17 protein-coding genes, 11 tRNA genes and 3 rRNA genes are annotated in these 19,668 nt (G+C 45.7%); 29 read left to right on the top strand and 2 right to left on the bottom strand.

Annotation, left to right across the window (positions count from 1 at the left end; translation table 11 throughout):
- The first annotated feature begins 8 nt into the window (after positions 1-8).
- Positions 9-356, top strand: a complete 348-nt coding sequence (locus tag ABFV83_RS19780; RefSeq protein WP_349946335.1) for a DUF2752 domain-containing protein — start codon at positions 9-11, stop codon at positions 354-356.
- A 3-nt stretch (positions 357-359) separates the two neighbouring features.
- Here the strand turns inward: ABFV83_RS19780 and ABFV83_RS19785 are convergent, their stop codons facing one another.
- Complete coding sequence (locus ABFV83_RS19785) at positions 360-755, bottom strand: sodium:solute symporter (protein ID WP_349946337.1); 396 nt, start codon at positions 753-755, stop codon at positions 360-362.
- Between the two features lie 254 nt (positions 756-1,009).
- Here ABFV83_RS19785 and ABFV83_RS19790 point away from each other — a divergent pair, with 254 nt between their 5' ends.
- The 9 genes from ABFV83_RS19790 to ispD all read left to right on the top strand — a co-directional run bounded on the left by ABFV83_RS19790 (position 1,010) and on the right by ispD (position 8,570).
- A complete protein-coding gene (locus ABFV83_RS19790; protein WP_349946339.1) occupies positions 1,010-3,151 on the top strand; it encodes a Tex family protein in 2,142 nt (713 codons plus the stop codon).
- A gap of 85 nt (positions 3,152-3,236) precedes the next feature.
- Positions 3,237-3,743, top strand: a complete 507-nt coding sequence (locus ABFV83_RS19795; RefSeq protein ID WP_349946341.1) for a YcxB family protein — start codon at positions 3,237-3,239, stop codon at positions 3,741-3,743.
- Between the two features lie 3 nt (positions 3,744-3,746).
- A complete protein-coding gene (gene tsaE / locus ABFV83_RS19800; RefSeq protein ID WP_349946343.1) occupies positions 3,747-4,172 on the top strand; it encodes a tRNA (adenosine(37)-N6)-threonylcarbamoyltransferase complex ATPase subunit type 1 TsaE in 426 nt (141 codons plus the stop codon).
- Positions 4,173-4,886 (top strand): tRNA (adenosine(37)-N6)-threonylcarbamoyltransferase complex dimerization subunit type 1 TsaB, encoded by a 714-nt coding sequence (tsaB, locus tag ABFV83_RS19805; RefSeq protein WP_349946345.1) that lies wholly within the window; start codon positions 4,173-4,175, stop codon positions 4,884-4,886.
- A complete protein-coding gene (gene rimI, locus ABFV83_RS19810) occupies positions 4,876-5,310 on the top strand; it encodes a ribosomal protein S18-alanine N-acetyltransferase (protein WP_349946347.1) in 435 nt (144 codons plus the stop codon). Before tsaB ends, rimI begins: the two co-directional genes overlap by 11 nt.
- A 246-nt stretch (positions 5,311-5,556) precedes the next feature.
- Positions 5,557-5,799, top strand: coding sequence for a hypothetical protein (locus ABFV83_RS19815; protein WP_349946349.1), 243 nt, complete (start codon positions 5,557-5,559; stop codon positions 5,797-5,799).
- 87 nt (positions 5,800-5,886) lie between these two features.
- Positions 5,887-6,798 (top strand): ribonuclease Z, encoded by a 912-nt coding sequence (locus ABFV83_RS19820; RefSeq protein ID WP_349946351.1) that lies wholly within the window; start codon positions 5,887-5,889, stop codon positions 6,796-6,798.
- Between the two features lie 10 nt (positions 6,799-6,808).
- Positions 6,809-7,846, top strand: coding sequence for a tRNA (adenosine(37)-N6)-threonylcarbamoyltransferase complex transferase subunit TsaD (gene tsaD / locus ABFV83_RS19825; RefSeq protein ID WP_349946353.1), 1,038 nt, complete (start codon positions 6,809-6,811; stop codon positions 7,844-7,846).
- A gap of 7 nt (positions 7,847-7,853) precedes the next feature.
- Positions 7,854-8,570 carry a 2-C-methyl-D-erythritol 4-phosphate cytidylyltransferase gene (gene ispD, locus ABFV83_RS19830; RefSeq protein WP_349946354.1) on the top strand — a complete coding sequence of 239 codons (717 nt, stop codon included), beginning with the start codon at positions 7,854-7,856 and terminating at the stop codon, positions 8,568-8,570.
- A gap of 28 nt (positions 8,571-8,598) precedes the next feature.
- Here ispD and ABFV83_RS19835 read toward each other — a convergent pair whose 3' ends face one another.
- Positions 8,599-8,925, bottom strand: coding sequence for a helix-turn-helix transcriptional regulator (locus tag ABFV83_RS19835; RefSeq protein ID WP_349946355.1), 327 nt, complete (start codon positions 8,923-8,925; stop codon positions 8,599-8,601).
- A gap of 122 nt (positions 8,926-9,047) precedes the next feature.
- Here ABFV83_RS19835 and ABFV83_RS19840 point away from each other — a divergent pair, with 122 nt between their 5' ends.
- From ABFV83_RS19840 to ABFV83_RS19930, 19 genes are all read left to right on the top strand, one after another.
- Positions 9,048-9,194: a hypothetical protein gene (locus tag ABFV83_RS19840; protein ID WP_349946357.1), complete on the top strand. Its 147-nt coding sequence runs from the start codon at positions 9,048-9,050 to the stop codon at positions 9,192-9,194.
- Positions 9,184-9,450 (top strand): hypothetical protein, encoded by a 267-nt coding sequence (locus ABFV83_RS19845; protein WP_349946359.1) that lies wholly within the window; start codon positions 9,184-9,186, stop codon positions 9,448-9,450. The genes ABFV83_RS19840 and ABFV83_RS19845 overlap by 11 nt, the downstream gene beginning before the upstream one ends.
- Positions 9,451-9,638: 188 nt before the next feature.
- A tRNA-Ser gene (locus ABFV83_RS19850) sits at positions 9,639-9,724 on the top strand.
- Between the two features lie 45 nt (positions 9,725-9,769).
- Positions 9,770-9,858 (top strand) — tRNA-Ser (locus ABFV83_RS19855).
- A gap of 377 nt (positions 9,859-10,235) precedes the next feature.
- Positions 10,236-11,767, top strand: a 16S ribosomal RNA gene (locus tag ABFV83_RS19860).
- A gap of 97 nt (positions 11,768-11,864) precedes the next feature.
- A 5S ribosomal RNA gene (rrf, locus tag ABFV83_RS19865) occupies positions 11,865-11,982 on the top strand.
- Between the two features lie 8 nt (positions 11,983-11,990).
- A tRNA-Ala gene (locus tag ABFV83_RS19870) sits at positions 11,991-12,063 on the top strand.
- A 375-nt stretch (positions 12,064-12,438) separates the two neighbouring features.
- Positions 12,439-15,331, top strand: a 23S ribosomal RNA gene (locus ABFV83_RS19875).
- The 16S, 23S and 5S rRNA genes sit together here with 11 tRNA genes alongside, the layout of an rRNA operon.
- A 78-nt stretch (positions 15,332-15,409) precedes the next feature.
- A tRNA-Asn gene (locus tag ABFV83_RS19880) sits at positions 15,410-15,482 on the top strand.
- A 47-nt stretch (positions 15,483-15,529) separates the two neighbouring features.
- Positions 15,530-15,601, top strand: a tRNA-Glu gene (locus ABFV83_RS19885).
- Positions 15,602-15,607: 6 nt separating this feature from the next.
- Positions 15,608-15,680: transfer RNA gene (locus ABFV83_RS19890), tRNA-Thr, on the top strand.
- A 38-nt stretch (positions 15,681-15,718) separates the two neighbouring features.
- Positions 15,719-15,792, top strand: a tRNA-Ile gene (locus tag ABFV83_RS19895).
- 29 nt (positions 15,793-15,821) lie between these two features.
- Positions 15,822-15,895: transfer RNA gene (locus ABFV83_RS19900), tRNA-Asp, on the top strand.
- A gap of 70 nt (positions 15,896-15,965) precedes the next feature.
- Positions 15,966-16,038 (top strand) — tRNA-Val (locus ABFV83_RS19905).
- Between the two features lie 116 nt (positions 16,039-16,154).
- A tRNA-Leu gene (locus ABFV83_RS19910) sits at positions 16,155-16,240 on the top strand.
- A gap of 29 nt (positions 16,241-16,269) precedes the next feature.
- Positions 16,270-16,343: transfer RNA gene (locus ABFV83_RS19915), tRNA-Arg, on the top strand.
- Positions 16,344-16,630: 287 nt separating this feature from the next.
- Positions 16,631-17,344, top strand: coding sequence for a hypothetical protein (locus tag ABFV83_RS19920; RefSeq protein WP_349946361.1), 714 nt, complete (start codon positions 16,631-16,633; stop codon positions 17,342-17,344).
- Between the two features lie 273 nt (positions 17,345-17,617).
- A complete protein-coding gene (locus tag ABFV83_RS19925; RefSeq protein ID WP_349946362.1) occupies positions 17,618-18,484 on the top strand; it encodes a zinc ribbon domain-containing protein in 867 nt (288 codons plus the stop codon).
- A gap of 820 nt (positions 18,485-19,304) precedes the next feature.
- The gene (locus tag ABFV83_RS19930) at positions 19,305-19,604 is read left to right on the top strand and encodes a hypothetical protein (RefSeq protein WP_349946364.1); all 300 of its coding nucleotides are present in this window, start codon (positions 19,305-19,307) and stop codon (positions 19,602-19,604) included.
- Positions 19,605-19,668: the final 64 nt, after the last annotated feature.

The following is a 19,668-nucleotide window of genomic DNA, read 5'->3' on the forward strand; positions in this document are numbered from 1 at the left end:
GTGAAAAAATGAACTGGTTAAAAAAAATATTTGGCTTTGGGCTTCCCTGTCTGTTCCATTCCCTAACCGGGCTTTATTGCCCTGGCTGCGGGGGAACCCGGGCCGTCCGGTCATTGCTGCGGGGGGACCTGCGGATGAGTTTTCAGTATCATCCGCTGGTCCTTTATGCTGTCTTTGCGCTGCTTTTGGAATTGCTTTTTTGGGCTTTTGCCAAAGGGCGGAGAGATTCCGTGAAGTATAGAAAAAGAGCCAGGATACTCATCCTGGCAGGAGTCGCTATTACTGCGGTTAATTGGATTTTTAAAAATTATATGCTGGTCTTTCAGAGCGTGGATCTGCTGCCTCCATTTAAGTAGACCTTATTCTCCGGAAGGAGAGGTGGCTGAAAGGGCCTGAGCGGCAGTCTCAAAAACCTGTCTGAAATAATGGCCCAAAGGCGTATTGGTATCCATGGTGTCATATACAAAAATAATAAACAATGCAATCATAAGGCCGCAGACCGCGGAAATAACAGACAGGATCAGTCCAAGCTGAGCCTGCTGGGTAAAGGGTTTTCCCTGTCTGGAAAGCACGGCACATGCGATACCGATCAGGCCGAGAAACAGGCCGGCCGGCAGACTCCAGATGCTGAACACGGGAAGGCAGTCACTGGCAAGTCCAAAGCCGCCAAGAAGAACGGACCAGAAGGCTAGAAAAGAGCCGGTTGGGCGGATCTGGGGCAGCATCCCGTTATTGGTGTTATGGTTTTCTTCCATTCGTATTTACCTCGTTTATATATTAGGAAAACAAAAGATGTCTTCAAAATCGGATGGATAGTGCTGAAAACTGCACCTTTTATGAGAAGTTCAAAGGATATTTCCCATAAACCATACTTATTGTATGATTGTAGCACGAAAAGGCCGGTATGTCCAGACGGGTATTGCATAAGACAGGCTGATGAATTATAATAGTAAATTGAATAAAGCTTGATTCATCAGGAGACAAATTATGAAAAAATAAGGGGATCACCATGGATATAATTAAGGCATTACAAGAAGAACTTTCCATTGCCCGCGGACAGGTGGAGGCAGCAGTTAAGCTCATTGACGAAGGAAACACCATTCCGTTTATTGCAAGATACCGGAAAGAGGTTACCGGTTCCTTAAACGATGAGGTCCTGCGAAACCTGGATGAAAGGCTCCGCTATCTGCGGAATTTAGAGGAACGGAAGGAACAGGTCCTTTCCTCCATCAGGGAGCAGGAGAAGCTGACCCCGGAGCTGGAAAAAAAGATTTTAGAAGCTCAGACTCTGGTAGCTGTGGAGGATCTATACCGTCCCTATAAGCCAAAGAGAAGGACAAGAGCCACCATTGCAAAGGAAAAGGGACTGGAACCTCTTGCGGACCTGATCATGCTTCAGATGATAAAGACTCCCTTAACAGAGGCAGCGGCAGAGTACGTTTCCGAAGAAAAGGGTGTTTCTTCCCCTGAGGAAGCCATAAACGGGGCAAAGGACATCCTGGCCGAGCGGATTTCCGATCATGCGGAATACCGTACCTATATAAGAAATGCCACCATGAACCAGGGAAGCCTTCAGGGAGCGGCAAAGGATGAAAAGGCAGAATCCGTATATGAAATGTATTACAATTATGAGGAAACTATTAAAAAATCCGCAGGCCACAGGATACTGGCTTTAAACCGGGGAGAAAAAGAAAAGATTCTTACGGTAAAAATACTTGCCCCTGCAGAGCAGATTTTACGGTTTCTGGAAAAGCAGGTGATTGTAAGGGACAACCCCTCCACCACGGCTGTCTTAAGAGAGGTGATCTCGGACAGCTATGACCGTCTCATAGCCCCTGCCATTGAGCGTGAGGTAAGAAGTACTTTGACAGAGCAGGCAGAGACTGGGGCAATCCGGGTGTTTGGAAAGAACCTGGAACAGCTTTTAATGCAGCCTCCCATTGCAGGACGGGTGGTCCTGGGCTGGGACCCGGCATTCAGGACAGGCTGCAAGCTGGCAGTTGTGGATGAGACAGGAAAAGTCCTTGATACCGTAGTCATTTATCCCACAGCACCCCAGAACAAGGTAGAGGAAGCAAAGACTGTTTTAAAGAAGCTGATCAAAAAATACCACGTTTCCCTGATTTCCGTTGGAAATGGAACTGCATCCAGGGAATCGGAAGCAGTGATCGTGGAATTGTTAAAAGAAATACCTGAGCAGGTACAGTATATTATTGTAAATGAGGCAGGTGCCTCAGTTTATTCCGCCAGCAAGCTTGCCACGGAAGAATTTCCTGAATTTGACGTGGGCCAGAGAAGTGCTGCTTCTATTGCAAGAAGGCTGCAGGATCCTCTGGCCGAGCTGGTAAAGATCGACCCCAAATCCATTGGAGTAGGCCAGTACCAGCATGATATGAACCAGAAGCATTTAAGCGAGGCCCTTCAGGGCGTTGTAGAGGACTGTGTGAATAAGGTGGGAGTGGATTTAAATACAGCGTCTGCCTCCCTGCTGGAATATATTTCCGGCATATCAAAGCCCATTGCAAAGAATATCGTAATTTACCGCGAGGAAAACGGGGCATTTACCAGCCGGAGCCAGCTTTTAAAGGTTCCAAAGCTTGGGCCAAAGGCATACGAACAGTGTGCAGGCTTTATGAGGATCCAGGGAGGGAAGAACCCCTTAGACGGAACCAGCGTTCATCCTGAAACCTACGAGGCGGCTAAAAAGCTTTTGAAAAAGCTTGGCTATGAGCTGACAGAACTGGCTCATGGCGGCTTAAGCGGAATCGGTAAAAAGATCCTGGATTATAAAGAACTGGCAGCCCAGTTGGAAATTGGCGAGATCACCTTGCGGGATATTGTAAAAGAACTGGAAAAACCGGCAAGGGATCCAAGAGACCAGATGCCTGCCCCCATTCTCCGTACCGATGTAATGGAGATGAAGGATTTGCAGCCGGGCATGGTATTAAAGGGAACCGTGAGAAATGTCATTGATTTCGGCGCTTTTGTAGATATCGGCGTCCACCAGGATGGCCTTGTCCATATTTCCCAGATGTCGGATAAATTCATCAAGCATCCCTTAGAAGCGGTCAGCGTTGGGGATATTGTTGAAGTCAAGGTCATAAGCGTGGAGGTCCAGAAGAAGAGAATCGCTCTGACCATGAAATTATAAAAGGAAGTTTCATTTGCCTGGCGGCTTTTCAAAAAGAAGAAAGCTATGCCAGACGCTGTGCCAAGCGCATAGAAAGGAGGAAAACGTGGAAGAGAAAGACCCGATTGAAATAGAAGTAAAATTGACGGCAAAGGATTTATGGAAGTTTTCCATGTACCATTCCTATCAGGGGCTGCAGGGGCTTTTTAATATTATTTTCAGCGCTGCTGCTGTTTTTCTCCTGATTACCACATGGAGTTCCAATTCCACCCCTTACCGGGTGCTGCTGATCGTTTGTGCCCTGATGTTTACGGTCTGGCAGCCGGGCATTCTTTATTTAAAGGCTCTTAAGCAGGCAAAGACTCCTGGGATCCAGAACCCCATGACCCTTACCTTTGGTGAGAATGGAATTCTGGTTACCCAGGGAGAGGAAACCATGGAAATTGCCTGGGAAAACATGGTCAAGGTGGACCGCGTAAGGGATATGATGATCCTGTATATGGACCGGGTTCACGCCTATCTGCTGCCTGATTCTGTTACGGGAGAAAAAAAGGCGGCTATCCGCGGGCTTATCAAAGAAAAACTGCCTCCTGAAAGGCGAAAGAGGATATAAATTATGGTAATAGAAAGCTGGAAGCCAGAAGAAACCTATGAATTTGGGAAAAAACTGGGAGAGGAAGCGAAACCTTCTTCTGTATATTGCTTAAACGGGGATCTGGGAGTAGGAAAGACCGTATTTACCCAGGGGTTTGCATCGGGCCTTGGAATCAGGGAGCCGGTGAACAGCCCTACCTTTACCATTGTCAACCAGTATGAGGATGGGCGCCTGCCTTTCTACCATTTCGATGTGTACCGGATCGGCGATATCAGCGAGATGGATGAGATCGGTTATGAAGACTGCTTTTACGGGAAGGGAGTAAGCCTTATTGAATGGTCTAATTTGATCAAAGAGCTTCTTCCTGACCATGTAATAACCATAACCATTGAAAAGGATTTGGAAAAAGGGTTTGATTACAGGAAAATAACCGTGGAGGGAATGTAAATGAGGATACTTGGAATCGAAAGCTCGTCTTTGGTAGCTTCCGTTGCTGTGGTGGAGGACGAGGTACTGACTGCGGAATATACGGTGAATTTTAAGAGGACCCATTCCCAGACCCTTCTTCCTATGCTGGATGAAATAGTAAAAATGGTAGAGCTGGATTTAGAGACCATTGATGCCATTGCAGTCTCCGGAGGCCCCGGTTCCTTTACCGGGCTTCGGATCGGCTCTGCTACAGGTAAGGGCCTTGGCCTGGCTTTAAAGAAACCTCTGGTTTCCGTGCCCACCGTGGATGCCATGGCTTATAACTTATACGGAAGCGCCTATCGGGTCTGCCCTATCATGGATGCCAGAAGGAACCAGGTATATACCGGCATCTATGACAACAGAGACGGATTCTCCGTGATCAAGGAACAATGTCCCATGGACATTGAAGAATTGGTGGAAGAATTAAATGCGGCGGGACAAAAGGTGATTTTTTTGGGAGACGGGGTCCCTGTATATAAAAAACAGATACAAGAAAAGATAACGGTTCCCTTCCTGTTTGCACCGGCTCATTTGAACCGGCAGCGGGCGGCAGCAGTTGCGGCTTTAGGCAGCCGGTATTATGAAGAGGGAAAGACTCTTACGGCAGCGGAGCATGCCCCTGATTATTTGAGAAAGCCCCAGGCGGAGCGGGAACGGGAGGAAAAGGGGGAAGAATCCCATGGTTCATGAAATGAGACCGGAGGATGTATTTGGAGTCGCTGAAATAGAACGGCTCTGTTTTTCAGATCCATGGCCTTTGGAATCTGTCAAAAAGGGCCTGGAAAGCAGCCTTGATACCTGGCTGGTACTGGAAGAAGATGGGGCCGCTTTAGGGTACTGCGTCTTCCGGGTCATTGCCGGGGAAGGAGAGCTGCTTCGGATCGCCGTTCTGCCTGCTTACAGGGGGAGGGGCCTTTCGAAGAAACTTATGGACCGGCTGGTGGAATATTCCAGAAAAAACCGGGTAACATCCATGTCTTTAGAGGTCCGGGAAAGTAATAAAAAGGCCAGAAACCTTTATAGATCCTATGGTTTTGAAGAGGAGACGATCCGGAAAAATTATTACCTTAATCCCTGCGAAAATGCTATTATCATGTGGAACCGCCGGATATGAAACATTTACCACTAAAAATAAGGGGAAACACCGTTTATAATGTAGGGGTATCCAGTATGGATGCCCTTTTTCCTGTTTTCGTATGACGCAAAACGGAAACAGGGCCTGACTGGTAAGTGCGAAAAAGGAAATACCCTGCGGGTATCCCTTTAGGCCCAACAGCATGGGCAATAAAGTGGAAACACCCTACGGGTATACCTCTATGCCAAAAAAGCATGAGCAGAAAAATGGAAAGGTGAGAGGAAGATGAGAAAGTACAAAAACGGTGGTCAGCTTGAAACAGTTGTGTGCAACTGCTGTGGCAAAAAAATTATCGTGTCAGAAGGTGTTGCCAGGGAGGGAGTAATAAGCGTCAATCATACCTGGGACTTTTTTTCCGAGAAGGATGGGGAGATCCATCATTTTGATCTGTGCGAGGAATGTTACGATGCCATGATTCAGGAATTCAAGATTCCTGTGGAAGTGGAAGAACAGCTGGAATATTTATAGTTGCTAATTGCCTCTGCTTTGTGATATGATTTTATGAGGCGGTTTTTTTCCGCCGTTTATTGATAGAAACCAAAGCGAGGAAATTTTATGTTGGATATATGTTTGCTGGGAACCGGAGGAATGATGCCTCTGCCATACCGGTGGCTGACAGCCATGATGGCCAGATGCGGGGGCAGCGATCTTCTCATTGACTGCGGAGAAGGAACCCAGATTGCGTTAAAGGAAAAGGGCTGGAGCCCGAAACCCATTGACATCATTTGTTTTACCCATTATCACGCCGACCATATCAGCGGTCTTCCGGGACTTCTCCTGACCATGGGCAATGCGGAAAGGACAGAACCCCTGACTCTTATTGGGCCAAAGGGCCTGGAGCGTGTGGTGAGTGCTCTGCGGGTCATTGCGCCGGAACTGCCCTTTGAACTGAAATTCATTGAGCTTGACCAGGTTCGGGAACAGGTAAAGATCGGGCCTTACGTGATCGATGCTTACCGGGTGAACCACAATGTTGTTTGTTATGGTTATTCCATTTCCATTCCAAGGACAGGCCGGTTTGATGTAGACCGGGCCAATGCCGCCGGAATACCCCAGAAATTCTGGAGCCGTCTGCAAAAAGGCGAAACCATTGAAGAGGCAGGAAGAACCCTGACTCCTGAAATGGTCTTAGGCCCGGCAAGACGAGGGCTTAAGGTCACCTATTGTACGGATACAAGGCCGGTTCCTGTAATTGCGGAATATGCAAGGGAGGCGGATCTTTTTATCTGCGAAGGCATGTACGGTGAGGAAGGAAAGGAAGCAAAAGCCAGAGAATATAAGCATATGACTTTTTATGAGGCAGCCAGGCTGGCAAAGGAAGCCCAGCCTAAGCAGATGTGGCTGACCCATTACAGCCCCTCCCTTACCAGGCCAGAGGAATTTATGGAGAAGGTCCGGGAAATCTTCCCCCGCGCCAAAGCGGCAAAGGATGCCTGGACACTGGAGCTGGAATTTGATGAGGAGTGAGGGAGCGGCAATGAAAAAGAATCATACAGAGGAAGATGTCTATATACTGGCGATTGAAAGTTCCTGTGATGAGACGGCGGCTGCCGTAGTAAAGAACGGAAGAGAGATCCTTTCCAATGTGATCTCCTCCCAAATCGCCCTGCATACCCTATATGGGGGCGTTGTACCGGAAATCGCATCCAGAAAGCATATTGAAAAAATAAATCAGGTCATAGAAGCAGCCCTTCTGGAGGCAGGGCTGTGCCTGGAGGATATGGACGCAATAGGTGTTACTTATGGCCCGGGCCTTGTGGGAGCGCTCCTTGTAGGCGTTGCTGAGGCAAAGGCCATTGCCTATGCTGCAGGCAAGCCGTTAGTGGGGGTCCATCATATTGAAGGACATGTATCGGCCAACTTCATTGAGCATCCGGATCTGGAGCCTCCGTTTTTATGCCTGATCGTATCCGGCGGCCACACCCATCTTGTCATTGTAAAGGATTACGGTGAATTTGAAATCCTGGGCCGTACCAGGGATGATGCGGCAGGAGAAGCATTTGACAAGGTGGCAAGAGCAGTAGGCCTTGGATATCCGGGAGGTCCAAAGATTGACCGGGCGGCCAGGGAAGGAAATCCCCATGCCATCAAATTCCCACGGGCAAAGGTGGAAGGGAACATTTACGATTTTAGCTTTAGCGGACTAAAGTCTGCGGTATTAAACCACATCAACCATGCGGGCATGATGGGAGAGGAAATCAATGTTCCTGATCTGGCGGCCTCTTTCCAGAATGCGGTGGTGGATGTGCTGGTAAGCCATACTGTGGATGCGGCAAAGGAATATGGATTTAAAAAGGTTGCCATAGCCGGCGGTGTGGCTTCCAATTCTGCCCTGAGGCAAGGGATGAGCCTTGCCTGTGAAAAAGCCGGTATTGCCTTTTACTATCCTTCACCCATTTACTGCACTGATAACGCAGCCATGATCGGCACAGCGGCTTATTATGAGTACATTAATGGGTCAAGGGCTGGTTGGGATTTAAATGCAGTGCCCAATTTAAAGCTGGGTGAGAGGTGATGGACGGATGGAACGAAAGGGTAGAACGGCTGCGGTCATATTAGCAGCAGGAAAAGGGACACGTATGGGGACCCAGGTCCATAAGCAGTATCTGGAGCTTTTTGGGAAACCTCTGCTGTATTATGCACTTCGTGCCTTTGAGAACAGTTCGGTAGATGAGATCATCCTGGTAACCGGTCCGGAAGAGTCCGGGTATTGCCAGGAGGAGATCATAGAGAAATACGGTTTTAAAAAGGTGACTGCGGTGACTGAAGGTGGAAAGGAACGGTATCATTCCGTATATGAAGGACTTAAGGCAGTGAATAACTGTGAATATGTTCTGATCCATGACGGGGCCAGGCCCTGTGTGACGGTCGAGATCATAGAGGCAGCTTCCGATGCAGCCAGAATGTACAGGGCATGTGCGGTTGGGATGCCTGTAAAGGATACTATTAAAATTTCCGATCATGATGAATTTGCCGCCGTGACACCGGACAGGAACAGTCTATGGCTGATTCAGACTCCTCAGGCATTTGAATATGAGCTGGCGCTTCGTGCTTATGAAAAGCTTATGTCATCGGAGCAGTATCAGGGGGGAGTAACGGATGATGCCATGGTGGTAGAAACCATGACTCAGGAAAAGGTGAAATTAATTCGGGGCGATTATGCTAACATTAAGATTACAACACCGGAGGACATGGAAATTGCCGAAGTGCTGATAAAAAGAAAACAACGGGAAAAATAAAAGGAATGCTGTAAGTGCAGCTTCCTTTTTATTTTTTCCCTCCTGATTTTAAAAGATCCTTTACAATCAGATGAAGGTGGTCAAGCTGCTCCCGGTTTAAATGCTGCGCATCCTCTATTAGTTCTTTTAATTTTGAGGGGCTGCTGATGCTGTGAGAGAAAAATTCGGCTGGTTCGATGTCCAGATACTCGCATATATAGAAAAAACCCATCATGGACGGAAGAGCCAGTCCATTTTCTATTTTATGGATATATGTGGGATTCTGCCCAAGAGACAGACTCATATCACGTGCAGACACGCCCTTTTGAGCTCTGAGCTCTGAAAGACGTTTGGAAAAATTGAAATCTATATACATAGGTAGCTCCTCCTGATTCCATAGTATTGCATTGTATGAAATATATGTAGTAAATAATGCAATCCATCACTTGACATGTTGCATTCATTACAATATTATTAGTTATATAAAGTATTTAATGTATGATTATACAGAAAAGTCCGCCATGCGGGTGGGCGGCTTCCGATGGCACCGGCTGCTGCATGAGAAGCAACACCCTGCGGGTATACCTTTATGCCCAGAACGCATGGGCAGGAAAGATGAAAGAAGGTACGGTAGATGAAAACTGAAGATAACAGGATAGAGAAGGACAAAAACGCCAGGCTTGGGCTTTTGGACCGGATAGCGGCGAATTCCGGCTGCATGTACCTGTCAGATTTAAGAAACTGTATTTCTATAAGGTGCTGTCGTTTTGTTGTTGCCGAAATACCGGCAGAAGATTATCCAGTAAAAGTATGGGAAGATGCACTCAGTTATATGACCGGCACAGTAGAAGATTTTAAGACAGCTGAAGAAGCAAAACAACGGCTTTTGGAGTATTTTTAAGACTTAAAGATATAATTTGAAAAAAATGTAAAAATGTGTTGACAGAACAAACAAACAATGATAAACTATCCAAGTTGCAGCTGATAAGTACAGCGAACAAGCAGCATTGGTCTCCAAGAGATTTGGAAAAAGTAGAAAAAAGTGCTTGACAAAAGCATGGACTTCTATTAAAATATAAAAGCGCATTTGGAGAGGTATCGAAGTGGTCATAACGAGGCGGTCTTGAAAACCGTTTGTCCGCAAGGGCGCGTGGGTTCGAATCCCACCCTCTCCGTTGGCAGGTTTTTAGCCGCTAATAACATAGAAGAATCAGCTAACTGCAGAAGTACCCAAGTGGCTGAAGGGGCTCCCCTGGAAAGGGAGTAGGCCGTTAGTAGCGGCGCGAGGGTTCAAATCCCTCCTTCTGCGTCAGCATCAAGGAAGCGAAAGCTTCTTACAGATGCACAGCACTTTGAAAACAGAAGATTGAACAGTATGTAAAACCCTGAAAATTCTAATAAAACAAGTCATGTTTGATGACTTTGAATGAGAAAATTCAGAACGAATACAAGCAATTGTATACGAACCAAACAACAAGTAAAACGGGAAATAAATTAGCTAGTTAGTTGATTTTGACCCCGGATTGAACCGAATGGCAAGTCCAAGCGGTACGCTCATGAAGCTTTGCTTCATTCGCTACCATTTGCTTCGCAAATGTTCGGAGATTCGCAAAAAAGTCCTTATGAAAGCGAGCTTTCAACAGACTTTTCTACAAATCACCGACCGCTTTCAAAGACTATCTGCTTAAATTTGAGAGTTCGATCCTGGCTCAGGATGAACGCTGGCGGCGTGCTTAACACATGCAAGTCGAGCGAAGCAATTTTAAGGAAGTTTTCGGACGGAATTAAAATTGACTGAGCGGCGGACGGGTGAGTAACGCGTGGGTAACCTGCCTCATACAGGGGGATAACAGTTGGAAACGGCTGCTAATACCGCATAAGCACACAGTGCCGCATGGTACGGTGTGAAAAACTCCGGTGGTATGAGATGGACCCGCGTCTGATTAGGTAGTTGGTGAGGTAACGGCCCACCAAGCCGACGATCAGTAGCCGACCTGAGAGGGTGACCGGCCACATTGGGACTGAGACACGGCCCAAACTCCTACGGGAGGCAGCAGTGGGGAATATTGGACAATGGGGGAAACCCTGATCCAGCGACGCCGCGTGAGTGAAGAAGTATTTCGGTATGTAAAGCTCTATCAGCAGGGAAGAAAATGACGGTACCTGACTAAGAAGCCCCGGCTAACTACGTGCCAGCAGCCGCGGTAATACGTAGGGGGCAAGCGTTATCCGGATTTACTGGGTGTAAAGGGAGCGTAGACGGCAATGCAAGTCTGGAGTGAAAGCCCGGGGCTCAACCCCGGGACTGCTTTGGAAACTGTGTTGCTAGAGTGCAGGAGAGGTAAGTGGAATTCCTAGTGTAGCGGTGAAATGCGTAGATATTAGGAGGAACACCAGTGGCGAAGGCGGCTTACTGGACTGTAACTGACGTTGAGGCTCGAAAGCGTGGGGAGCAAACAGGATTAGATACCCTGGTAGTCCACGCCGTAAACGATGAATACTAGGTGTTGGGGAGCAAAGCTCTTCGGTGCCGCCGCTAACGCAATAAGTATTCCACCTGGGGAGTACGTTCGCAAGAATGAAACTCAAAGGAATTGACGGGGACCCGCACAAGCGGTGGAGCATGTGGTTTAATTCGAAGCAACGCGAAGAACCTTACCAAGTCTTGACATCGGAATGACCGGTCCGTAACGGGGCCTTCCCTACGGGGCATTCCAGACAGGTGGTGCATGGTTGTCGTCAGCTCGTGTCGTGAGATGTTGGGTTAAGTCCCGCAACGAGCGCAACCCTTATCCTTAGTAGCCAGCAGGTAGAGCTGGGCACTCTGGGGAGACTGCCAGGGATAACCTGGAGGAAGGTGGGGATGACGTCAAATCATCATGCCCCTTATGATTTGGGCTACACACGTGCTACAATGGCGTAAACAAAGGGAAGCAAAGGAGCGATCTTAAGCAAACCCCAAAAATAACGTCTCAGTTCGGATTGTAGTCTGCAACTCGACTACATGAAGCTGGAATCGCTAGTAATCGCGGATCAGAATGCCGCGGTGAATACGTTCCCGGGTCTTGTACACACCGCCCGTCACACCATGGGAGTTGGTAACGCCCGAAGTCAGTGACCCAACCGTAAGGAGGGAGCTGCCGAAGGCGGGACTGATAACTGGGGTGAAGTCGTAACAAGGTAGCCGTATCGGAAGGTGCGGCTGGATCACCTCCTTTCTAAGGAAGAAGAAGTAAGGGTTTTATATACTGTTGAGTCTTTGGTTTTCAAAGAAATAAAAAAGAATAATAGAAACACCAAGAAAGACAAAAGATTTCTGGTGCCGATGCGCTTAGGGGAGACACCCGTTCCCATCCCGAACACGATGGTTAAGACTTAAGCGGCCGATGGTACTATGCTGGAGACGGCATGGGAGAGCAGGTGGGTGCCAGATTACTTTATGGGGGTGTAGCTCAGTTGGGAGAGCACCTGCCTTGCAAGCAGGGGGTCAAGAGTTCGAATCTCTCCATCTCCATTTGGTGTAATTACGAAGGTGTACTTCGAAAAGCTGACGCTTTTCTCAGTCGCGGCGTTCCACGCCTATACAATGAAATACAAAACTGCTTATGAAAGCAAGCTTTCAACACGGTTTTTCATTCCATTGTGCACGCTTCTGATTGCATCACGCATGTACCTTGAAAACCACATATTGAAATATATCTAGATAAAGTTTTTATATGTCAAAGTATAAAGACAATATCAAGACATCCGAGGTGTTACATCGCAAGATGTAACCAAACAAAACTCGTTAAAGTAACCGTAACGTACGGTGAAATAACAACCTAAGACCAGAGATACAACGCTATGTATCTTAGATTAGTAGCCCGCACCCGCAGGTGAACATCGAATTGGTTAAGCTATAAAGAGCACAGGGTGGATGCCTTGGCACTAAGAGCCGATGAAAGACGTGATAAGCTGCGAAAAGCTTCGGGGAGGAGCAAATATCCTTTGATCCGGAGATATCTGAATGGGGAAACCCAGCTGAGCAAACCTCAGTTGTCGTATGGTGAATAAATAGCCATACGTCGGGAACCCGGGGAACTGAAACATCTAAGTACCCGGAGGAAAAGAAAGAAAACTCGATTTCCAAAGTAGCGGCGAGCGAAATGGAAGGAGCCTAAACCAGTATGCGTGCATACTGGGGTTATGGACTGCAATAAGTGAGACGATTTGTTACCAGAACGGTCCTGGAAAGACCGGCCATAGAAAGTGAAAGCCTTGTATGGGAAAGCAATAGTCAGCGAGCAGGATCCAAAGTACCACGAGACACGAGAAACCTTGTGGGAATTCGGGGGGACCACCCCCCAAGGCTAAATACTACTTAGTGACCGATAGCGCATAGTACTGTGAAGGAAAGGTGAAAAGGACCCCGGGAGGGGAGTGAAAGAGAACCTGAAACCCTGTGTTTACAAGCTGTGGAACCACGTTAAAGGTGGAACCGCGTACTTTTTGTAGAACGGTCCGGCGAGTTACCGTTACTGGCAAGGTTAAGCACTTAAGGTGTGGAGCCGAAGGGAAACCAAGTCTTAATAGGGCGAATGAGTCAGTAAAGGTAGACCCGAAACCGGGTGATCTACCCATGTCCAGGTTGAAGTTTCCGTAAAAGGAAATGGAGGACCGAACGCACATCCGTTGAAAAGGGTGGCGATGAGGTGTGGGTAGGGGAGAAATTCCAATCGAACCCGGAGATAGCTGGTTCTCCTCGAAATAGCTTTAGGGCTAGCCTCGTATTAGTCTGCCGGAGGTAGAGCACTGAATTTCCTAGGGGGCGTCAAAGCTTACCAAAGAATATCAAACTCCGAATGCCGGCCAGATGATGTACGGGAGTCAGACTGCACGAGATAAGTTGGGTAGTCAAAAGGGAAAGAGCCCAGACCACCAGCTAAGGTCCCAAAGTGCGTGTTAAGTGGAAAAGGATGTGGGATTTCACAGACAACTAGGATGTTGGCTTAGAAGCAGCCACACATTCAAAGAGTGCGTAATAGCTCACTAGTCGAGAGGTCCTGCGCCGAAAATGTCCGGGGCTGAAACACGACACCGAAGCTGTGGAATGTGTATTTATACACATTGGTAGAGGAGCATTCTTAACGCACAGAAGCATTACCGTAAGGAGATGTGGAGTGTTAAGAAGAGAGAATGCCGGAATGAGTAGCGAGATGGAGGTGAGAATCCTCCAGGCCGAATATCTAAGGTTTCCAGAGTAAAGCTGATCTGCTCTGGGTAAGTCGGGGCCTAAGGCGAGGTCGAAAGACGTAGTCGATGGACAACAGGTTGAAATTCCTGTACCGCATATCATCAGAACTGTGGGGACACAGAACCGAAGAAGAACCCGGGAATGAAAAGACCGGGGCAAGCACTAGACTGGCTGGGAAGGCAAATCCGCCCAGCAACAGGAAGGTGTGACGCGTACCGAACATAAGTAGGGAAGTCTTTGTAGGGGCTGTCAAGAAAAGCCGCTATTGTGTGATATGTGCCCGTACCGTAAACCGACACAGGTGGATGAGGAGAGAATCCTAAGGCCGGCGGGAGAAGCATTGTTAAGGAACTCGGCAAAATGACCCCGTAACTTCGGGATAAGGGGTGCCTGGGAAACCAGGCCGCAGAGAATAGGCTCAAGCAACTGTTTAGCAAAAACACAGGTCTATGCAAAACCGAAAGGTGAGGTATATGGGCTGACGCCTGCCCGGTGCTGGAAGGTTACGAGGAGGGGTTAGCGGCAACGCGAAGCTCTGAATTTAAGCCCCAGTAAACGGCGGCCGTAACTATAACGGTCCTAAGGTAGCGAAATTCCTTGTCGGGTAAGTTCCGACCCGCACGAAAGGCGTAATGATTTGAGCGCTGTCTCAACAATGCACCCGGTGAAATTGAAATACCAGTGAAGATGCTGGTTACCTGCGCCAGGACGGAAAGACCCCATGGAGCTTTACTCCAGCTTGATACTGGGATTCGGTACTGCATGTACAGGATAGGTGGGAGGCTATGAAGCAGGGACGCCAGTCTCTGTGGAGCCGATGTTGGGATACCACCCTTGCGGTATTGGATTTCTAACCTGCAGCCATGACCTGGCTGGGGGACAATGTCAGGCGGGGAGTTTGACTGGGGCGGTCGCCTCCGAAAGGGTATCGGAGGCGCTCAAAGGTTCCCTCAGAATGGACGGAAACCATTCGAAGAGTGCAAAGGCATAAGGGAGCTTGACTGCGACACCGACGGGTGGAGCAGGTAGGAAACTAGGACTTAGTGATCCGGTGGTATAAAGTGGGATTGCCATCGCTCAACGGATAAAAGCTACCCTGGGGATAACAGGCTTATCACTCCCAAGAGTTCACATCGACGGAGTGGTTTGGCACCTCGATGTCGGCTCATCGCATCCTGGGGCTGTAGTAGGTCCCAAGGGTTGGGCTGTTCGCCCATTAAAGCGGTACGCGAGCTGGGTTCAGAACGTCGTGAGACAGTTCGGTCCCTATCCGGCGTGGGCGTAGGATATTTGAGAGGAGCTGTCCTTAGTACGAGAGGACCGGGATGGACTGACCTCTGGTGTATCTGTTGGCTATCAAAGCCATGGCAGAGTAGCCAAGTCGGGAAGGGATAAACGCTGAAGGCATCTAAGCGTGAAGCCCCCCTCAAGATGAGATATCCCATCGCAAGAGTAAGACCCCTTGAAGACGACGAGGTAGATAGGGCAGAGGTGGAAGCATGGCAACATGTGGAGCTGACTGTCACTAATAGGTCGAGGGCTTAACCAGGTTGGTTTAGGTAAGAGGAAGAACGGATGAAGATAGATATGTAACAATGTGTGGTTTTGAGGGTATATGCCTCAATAATCCTCGATAGCTCAGTCGGTAGAGCAAACGGCTGTTAACCGTTGGGTCGTAGGTTCAAGTCCTACTCGGGGAGTTCGTGATACTCAAGCGAAGACTATGAGGAGAACGAAATGCAAGTCCGGCCCCATGGTCAAGCGGTTAAGACATCGCCCTTTCACGGCGGTAACACGAGTTCGAATCTCGTTGGGGTCATTTAATGCCGATGTGGCTCAATTGGCAGAGCAGCTGATTTGTAATCAGCAGGTTATCGGTTCGAGTCCGATCATCGGCTTTTAGAAAACTTAATATATCCGCAGATTATAATGTTTAGGACCTTTAGCTCAGTTGGTTAGAGCAACCGGCTCATAACCGGTCGGTCCTGGGTTCGAGTCCCCGAAGGTCCACTGACACTGAACTAAATATTTGATAATCTGGCCCGGTGGCTCAGCTGGTTAGAGCGCCGCCCTGTCACGGCGGAGGTCGTGGGTTCGAATCCCATCCGGGTCGTTCTGTACAAAAAAAGTACAGGCTTTACAAACCAGCAAGTAAGTTGTATAATATTTACTGCATCGTATATGGGATCTTAGCTCAGCTGGGAGAGCATCTGCCTTACAAGCAGAGGGTCATAGGTTCGAGCCCTATAGGTCCCATTTCCATGAGAACGACACGAAATACGCTTTGCGAATTTCGCTAGTTGTCGCAGCAGTCACCAACTGAACATGCAAGCATGTTCGCTTGGCTCGTTGCTTGCACAAATCATGAGAATGCCGGCGTGGCGGAACAGGCAGACGCACAGGACTTAAAATCCTGCGGGACTTACCTCCCGTACCGGTTCGATTCCGGTCGCCGGCATTTGCCTGACAAGGCAAAAAAGTGAATATGTGTGTGTAGCTCAGCTGGATAGAGCACTTGGCTACGGACCAAGGTGTCGGGAGTTCGAATCTTCTCACGCACGTACAGAAAACCCTTATTTTATAAGGGTTTTCATAATTTAAGGCATCCTGTAAAGGGTGCCTTTTTTGCGCTTGAATAACGTTTATATTTTATCTTGGAATTAAAAAGGGTGAGCAATGTTGCTGAAGTATGCCTTTATCTGTGCAGAGGTATTTCGGGAAATTTATCTTCTTCCTTTGTGATTGTTTTATTATGCCAGCGTATAATTTACAAGAATTGCTCCTTATCGCAATTGAGAATTTTGTTAACTAGTGATATAATTTAAAAAAGATAACTAGGGGGAAAAAGATGAAAAAGTTTATAATTTTACTATCGCTTATGTTTTGCTTGACAAGTTCTATCGTAAGTTATGCAGGCGGGTGGACCCAAGATTCCAAAGGATGGAAGTATATAGAAGATAATGGTGCTATGTTAGCAGATACTTGGTTTAAGGATCCATCAAATAATTGTTATTATCATTTTGATTCAAATGGATATATGAGTACTGGAATTGTAAACATTGAAGGAAGAACATTTTGTTTTACCAAAGATGGTGCGCTGCAACTTAATGGAAAAACTAGTGATGGACATTTTGTAGATGGAACAGGACAGGTTATTGATGATGTAAATGATGGCTATACATTCATATTGTCATCAATGACAGAGAATAAAGTTGGATATAATAGACTTATTGTAATGTCAATAAAAAATGAATGCAATAAACCATTTACAATTAGACCAACGTGTGGAATTCTTAGAGAGGGACAGAAAAAAACATTATATTTATATGATACTGAGACACGTACCTTTTGTAATGAAAGGATCATCAGGCCAGATGAAACATTAACTATATGTTTTGTTGCTGATTCAGATATTTCAGAATTTTATGTAGATGAAAGCAGTCGCCTGCAAATGTATTTTGTATTTAATAATGAAGACTTTTCTTGTTCTGGAAAATTGGGAATAGCAAACAGAGGTCATTTTTCTGAGGAATTTTTAAAAAATAATAAAATCATAGAATAAAATCTATTGGCGGGCTACGGTACAATCGAGCCCGTCATTTTAATAACTTAGCTGATATAGCAGTTAATAATATCACGACTTTAAAATTAATAACGTGTTCAGATGGATATAACGAATTGAGACTAATAAACTCATTCCCTTATTATTAAAAATTTGCTATTAATTAACTAAAACTTTCATATTTAGAGATTGTGTTTTATAATAATAAAAGAGGAATAAGAGTAAAGTAATTCAAAAGATTAAAATTATTATAATGATTGAGAGGGAAAAGACATGTTTTGTATGAAATGTGGCACACAATTACCAGATGAGTCAAAATACTGTATGAAATGTGGTGCTTTTTTAGGAAAAGATAATGTTGAAGATACAGATAAAAAGGAGTCTTTTTCAAGGACTAAATTAATTCCTGCAAAATGTACCAGTTGCGGTGCTACCCTTGAAGTTGATGCCAGCCAGCATACCGCAATATGCCCATATTGCAATTCTTCTTACATAGTGGAGCAAGCTATTAATAACTATAATATAAATGTAAATGGTAATCTGAATGTAGAAAATGCTACGATTAATGTAAATGGAATAGATATTGATAATTTACTCCTGCGCGCTAGAGATTTTGAACTCGATGGAGAATATGAAAAAGCTCTTGATTATTATAATCAGGTGTTGGACGCTGATATTGGTAAACAGGAAGCGCGTGATGGAATTGACAGAGTAAAAAATGCCATAAATGAATATGTATATTTTGAAACACCTGCTAATAGATCATTCACAGCTGGAAAATTGCAATTAAAAAAAGAAAGATTATTTTTTATAGACAGAAAAGGAAAAGAAACTGTTTATGAATTAAGATGGTTAAAGAAACTTCAAATATTGTCAAGTGGTTTTGCATTTTCTTATGGGGAAATTCCATCTAAAATTAACTTTATTTGTAAAGGAAAAGGTTCTGAATGGGTTGAAAATATTAACAATGCTATGAATGGAGTATACCCAGCAATGCATAAACCTCAGTTCAATGGAATTGATAATTATATTATAAATAATTTCAATTCAAGAACAAAAGTATTAGCAATAAAATATTATAGAGAGATGACAGGGGTCAGTATTTCGGAAGCTAAAAATAAGGTAGATAAACTTTTATAAATCTAAAAAGTCAATAATTAAGGGTAGTCGTTAATAAACGATTACTCTTTTTTATGTTTGACAGCTATGGGCGGGCTCTAAAGAATGCAATTTGCTGACATCAATTACTTTAAAAGAAAATAAATTCCGTTTAATAAGTAAAAAGGAAGGAGTTTTAAATAAATATCGAAAAATCTAATTGCGACTATTTGGTATTTGATCTGGTTGCTGCCGGTGTTAATCTTAGGATTCGCAGATCGGATTATCCGGGGAGGCATTCTGTAAAGGGTGCCTTTTTCGTGCTTGCTAACATGTATATCAATAATCAGAATAAAATTAATAAAGCAGCTTACACACACTGGTGGAGCGCATTGGTATGAGTATAGAGCCTAACAGCAGACGCCAATTTAACAGTAGTTCTTAATTCGTTAATTAGCAATTTAAATGGATTAACAAATGACTTTGCGCTTTTATCAACAGTAGAAAAAGTGGAATTTGGATATGATAGCACTACATATACAAAAAGGCGGGGTATGTAAATGATCAATTTAGACGGGCTTTGCCGATAAGGCGGCCGGCTGCGTCCTGTATAGCGTTGCCACGTCATAACAATAATAAGACAATAATCCCTTAGGCTCAATTGTAAGCATTTTGTATTTTCCATCGTCAAAGGTTTTTGCCGTGTTTTTTTTGAAATCATTAGAGAAAGCAAAGATATTTATGAAGAGTATTAGCGTTAAAGAAAAAAGTATTTTTAAACCTAACTTTCATCTAACCTTCATCCATGTATACTCAAGATGTAGCCGGGAAACAAAATAAAAAATTAATGGAGGTTTTAAAAATGAAATTAAAGAGAACAATGATTCCAGCTTTTGCAATGGCTTTAGTCGCAACCACAGGGGTAAGCGCATACGCAGCCAGTCACGAATTTAAGGGAACAGTAGACAGTATTATTGCTGATATCCAAACCTATGACAAAGGTGAAATGCCGGATATTCCTGCAGATGCTGTCATGATGAACAAAGAATTTGTAGATGTAACCGGATCTGCTGACGCAAATCTGAAAGTTTATGATGAGGATGAGATGCCATCGATACCAGACGGTGCTGAACTTATGCAAAAAGTGGTTGTTGAAGAATAACCGGACAAATGGTAAAATTATCTCAAAGCCGCACAGATATTGTGCGGTTTTGAGGCATTAAAGA

The sequence above is a fragment of the Lacrimispora sp. BS-2 genome (assembly GCF_040207125.1).
Taxonomy (GTDB): domain Bacteria; phylum Bacillota; class Clostridia; order Lachnospirales; family Lachnospiraceae; genus Lacrimispora.

Coding starts and splice junctions, on each gene's coding strand:
- ABFV83_RS19780 (WP_349946335.1), top strand. CDS start 9: ATGAACTGGTTAAAAAAAATATTTGGCTTTGGGCTTCCCTGTCTGTTC.
- ABFV83_RS19785 (WP_349946337.1), bottom strand. CDS start 755: ATGGAAGAAAACCATAACACCAATAACGGGATGCTGCCCCAGATCCGC.
- ABFV83_RS19790 (WP_349946339.1), top strand. CDS start 1,010: ATGGATATAATTAAGGCATTACAAGAAGAACTTTCCATTGCCCGCGGA.
- tsaE (WP_349946343.1), top strand. CDS start 3,747: ATGGTAATAGAAAGCTGGAAGCCAGAAGAAACCTATGAATTTGGGAAA.
- tsaB (WP_349946345.1), top strand. CDS start 4,173: ATGAGGATACTTGGAATCGAAAGCTCGTCTTTGGTAGCTTCCGTTGCT.
- rimI (WP_349946347.1), top strand. CDS start 4,876: ATGGTTCATGAAATGAGACCGGAGGATGTATTTGGAGTCGCTGAAATA.
- ABFV83_RS19815 (WP_349946349.1), top strand. CDS start 5,557: ATGAGAAAGTACAAAAACGGTGGTCAGCTTGAAACAGTTGTGTGCAAC.
- ABFV83_RS19820 (WP_349946351.1), top strand. CDS start 5,887: ATGTTGGATATATGTTTGCTGGGAACCGGAGGAATGATGCCTCTGCCA.
- tsaD (WP_349946353.1), top strand. CDS start 6,809: ATGAAAAAGAATCATACAGAGGAAGATGTCTATATACTGGCGATTGAA.
- ispD (WP_349946354.1), top strand. CDS start 7,854: ATGGAACGAAAGGGTAGAACGGCTGCGGTCATATTAGCAGCAGGAAAA.
- ABFV83_RS19835 (WP_349946355.1), bottom strand. CDS start 8,925: ATGTATATAGATTTCAATTTTTCCAAACGTCTTTCAGAGCTCAGAGCT.
- ABFV83_RS19840 (WP_349946357.1), top strand. CDS start 9,048: ATGATTATACAGAAAAGTCCGCCATGCGGGTGGGCGGCTTCCGATGGC.
- ABFV83_RS19845 (WP_349946359.1), top strand. CDS start 9,184: ATGAAAACTGAAGATAACAGGATAGAGAAGGACAAAAACGCCAGGCTT.
- ABFV83_RS19920 (WP_349946361.1), top strand. CDS start 16,631: ATGAAAAAGTTTATAATTTTACTATCGCTTATGTTTTGCTTGACAAGT.
- ABFV83_RS19925 (WP_349946362.1), top strand. CDS start 17,618: ATGTTTTGTATGAAATGTGGCACACAATTACCAGATGAGTCAAAATAC.
- ABFV83_RS19930 (WP_349946364.1), top strand. CDS start 19,305: ATGAAATTAAAGAGAACAATGATTCCAGCTTTTGCAATGGCTTTAGTC.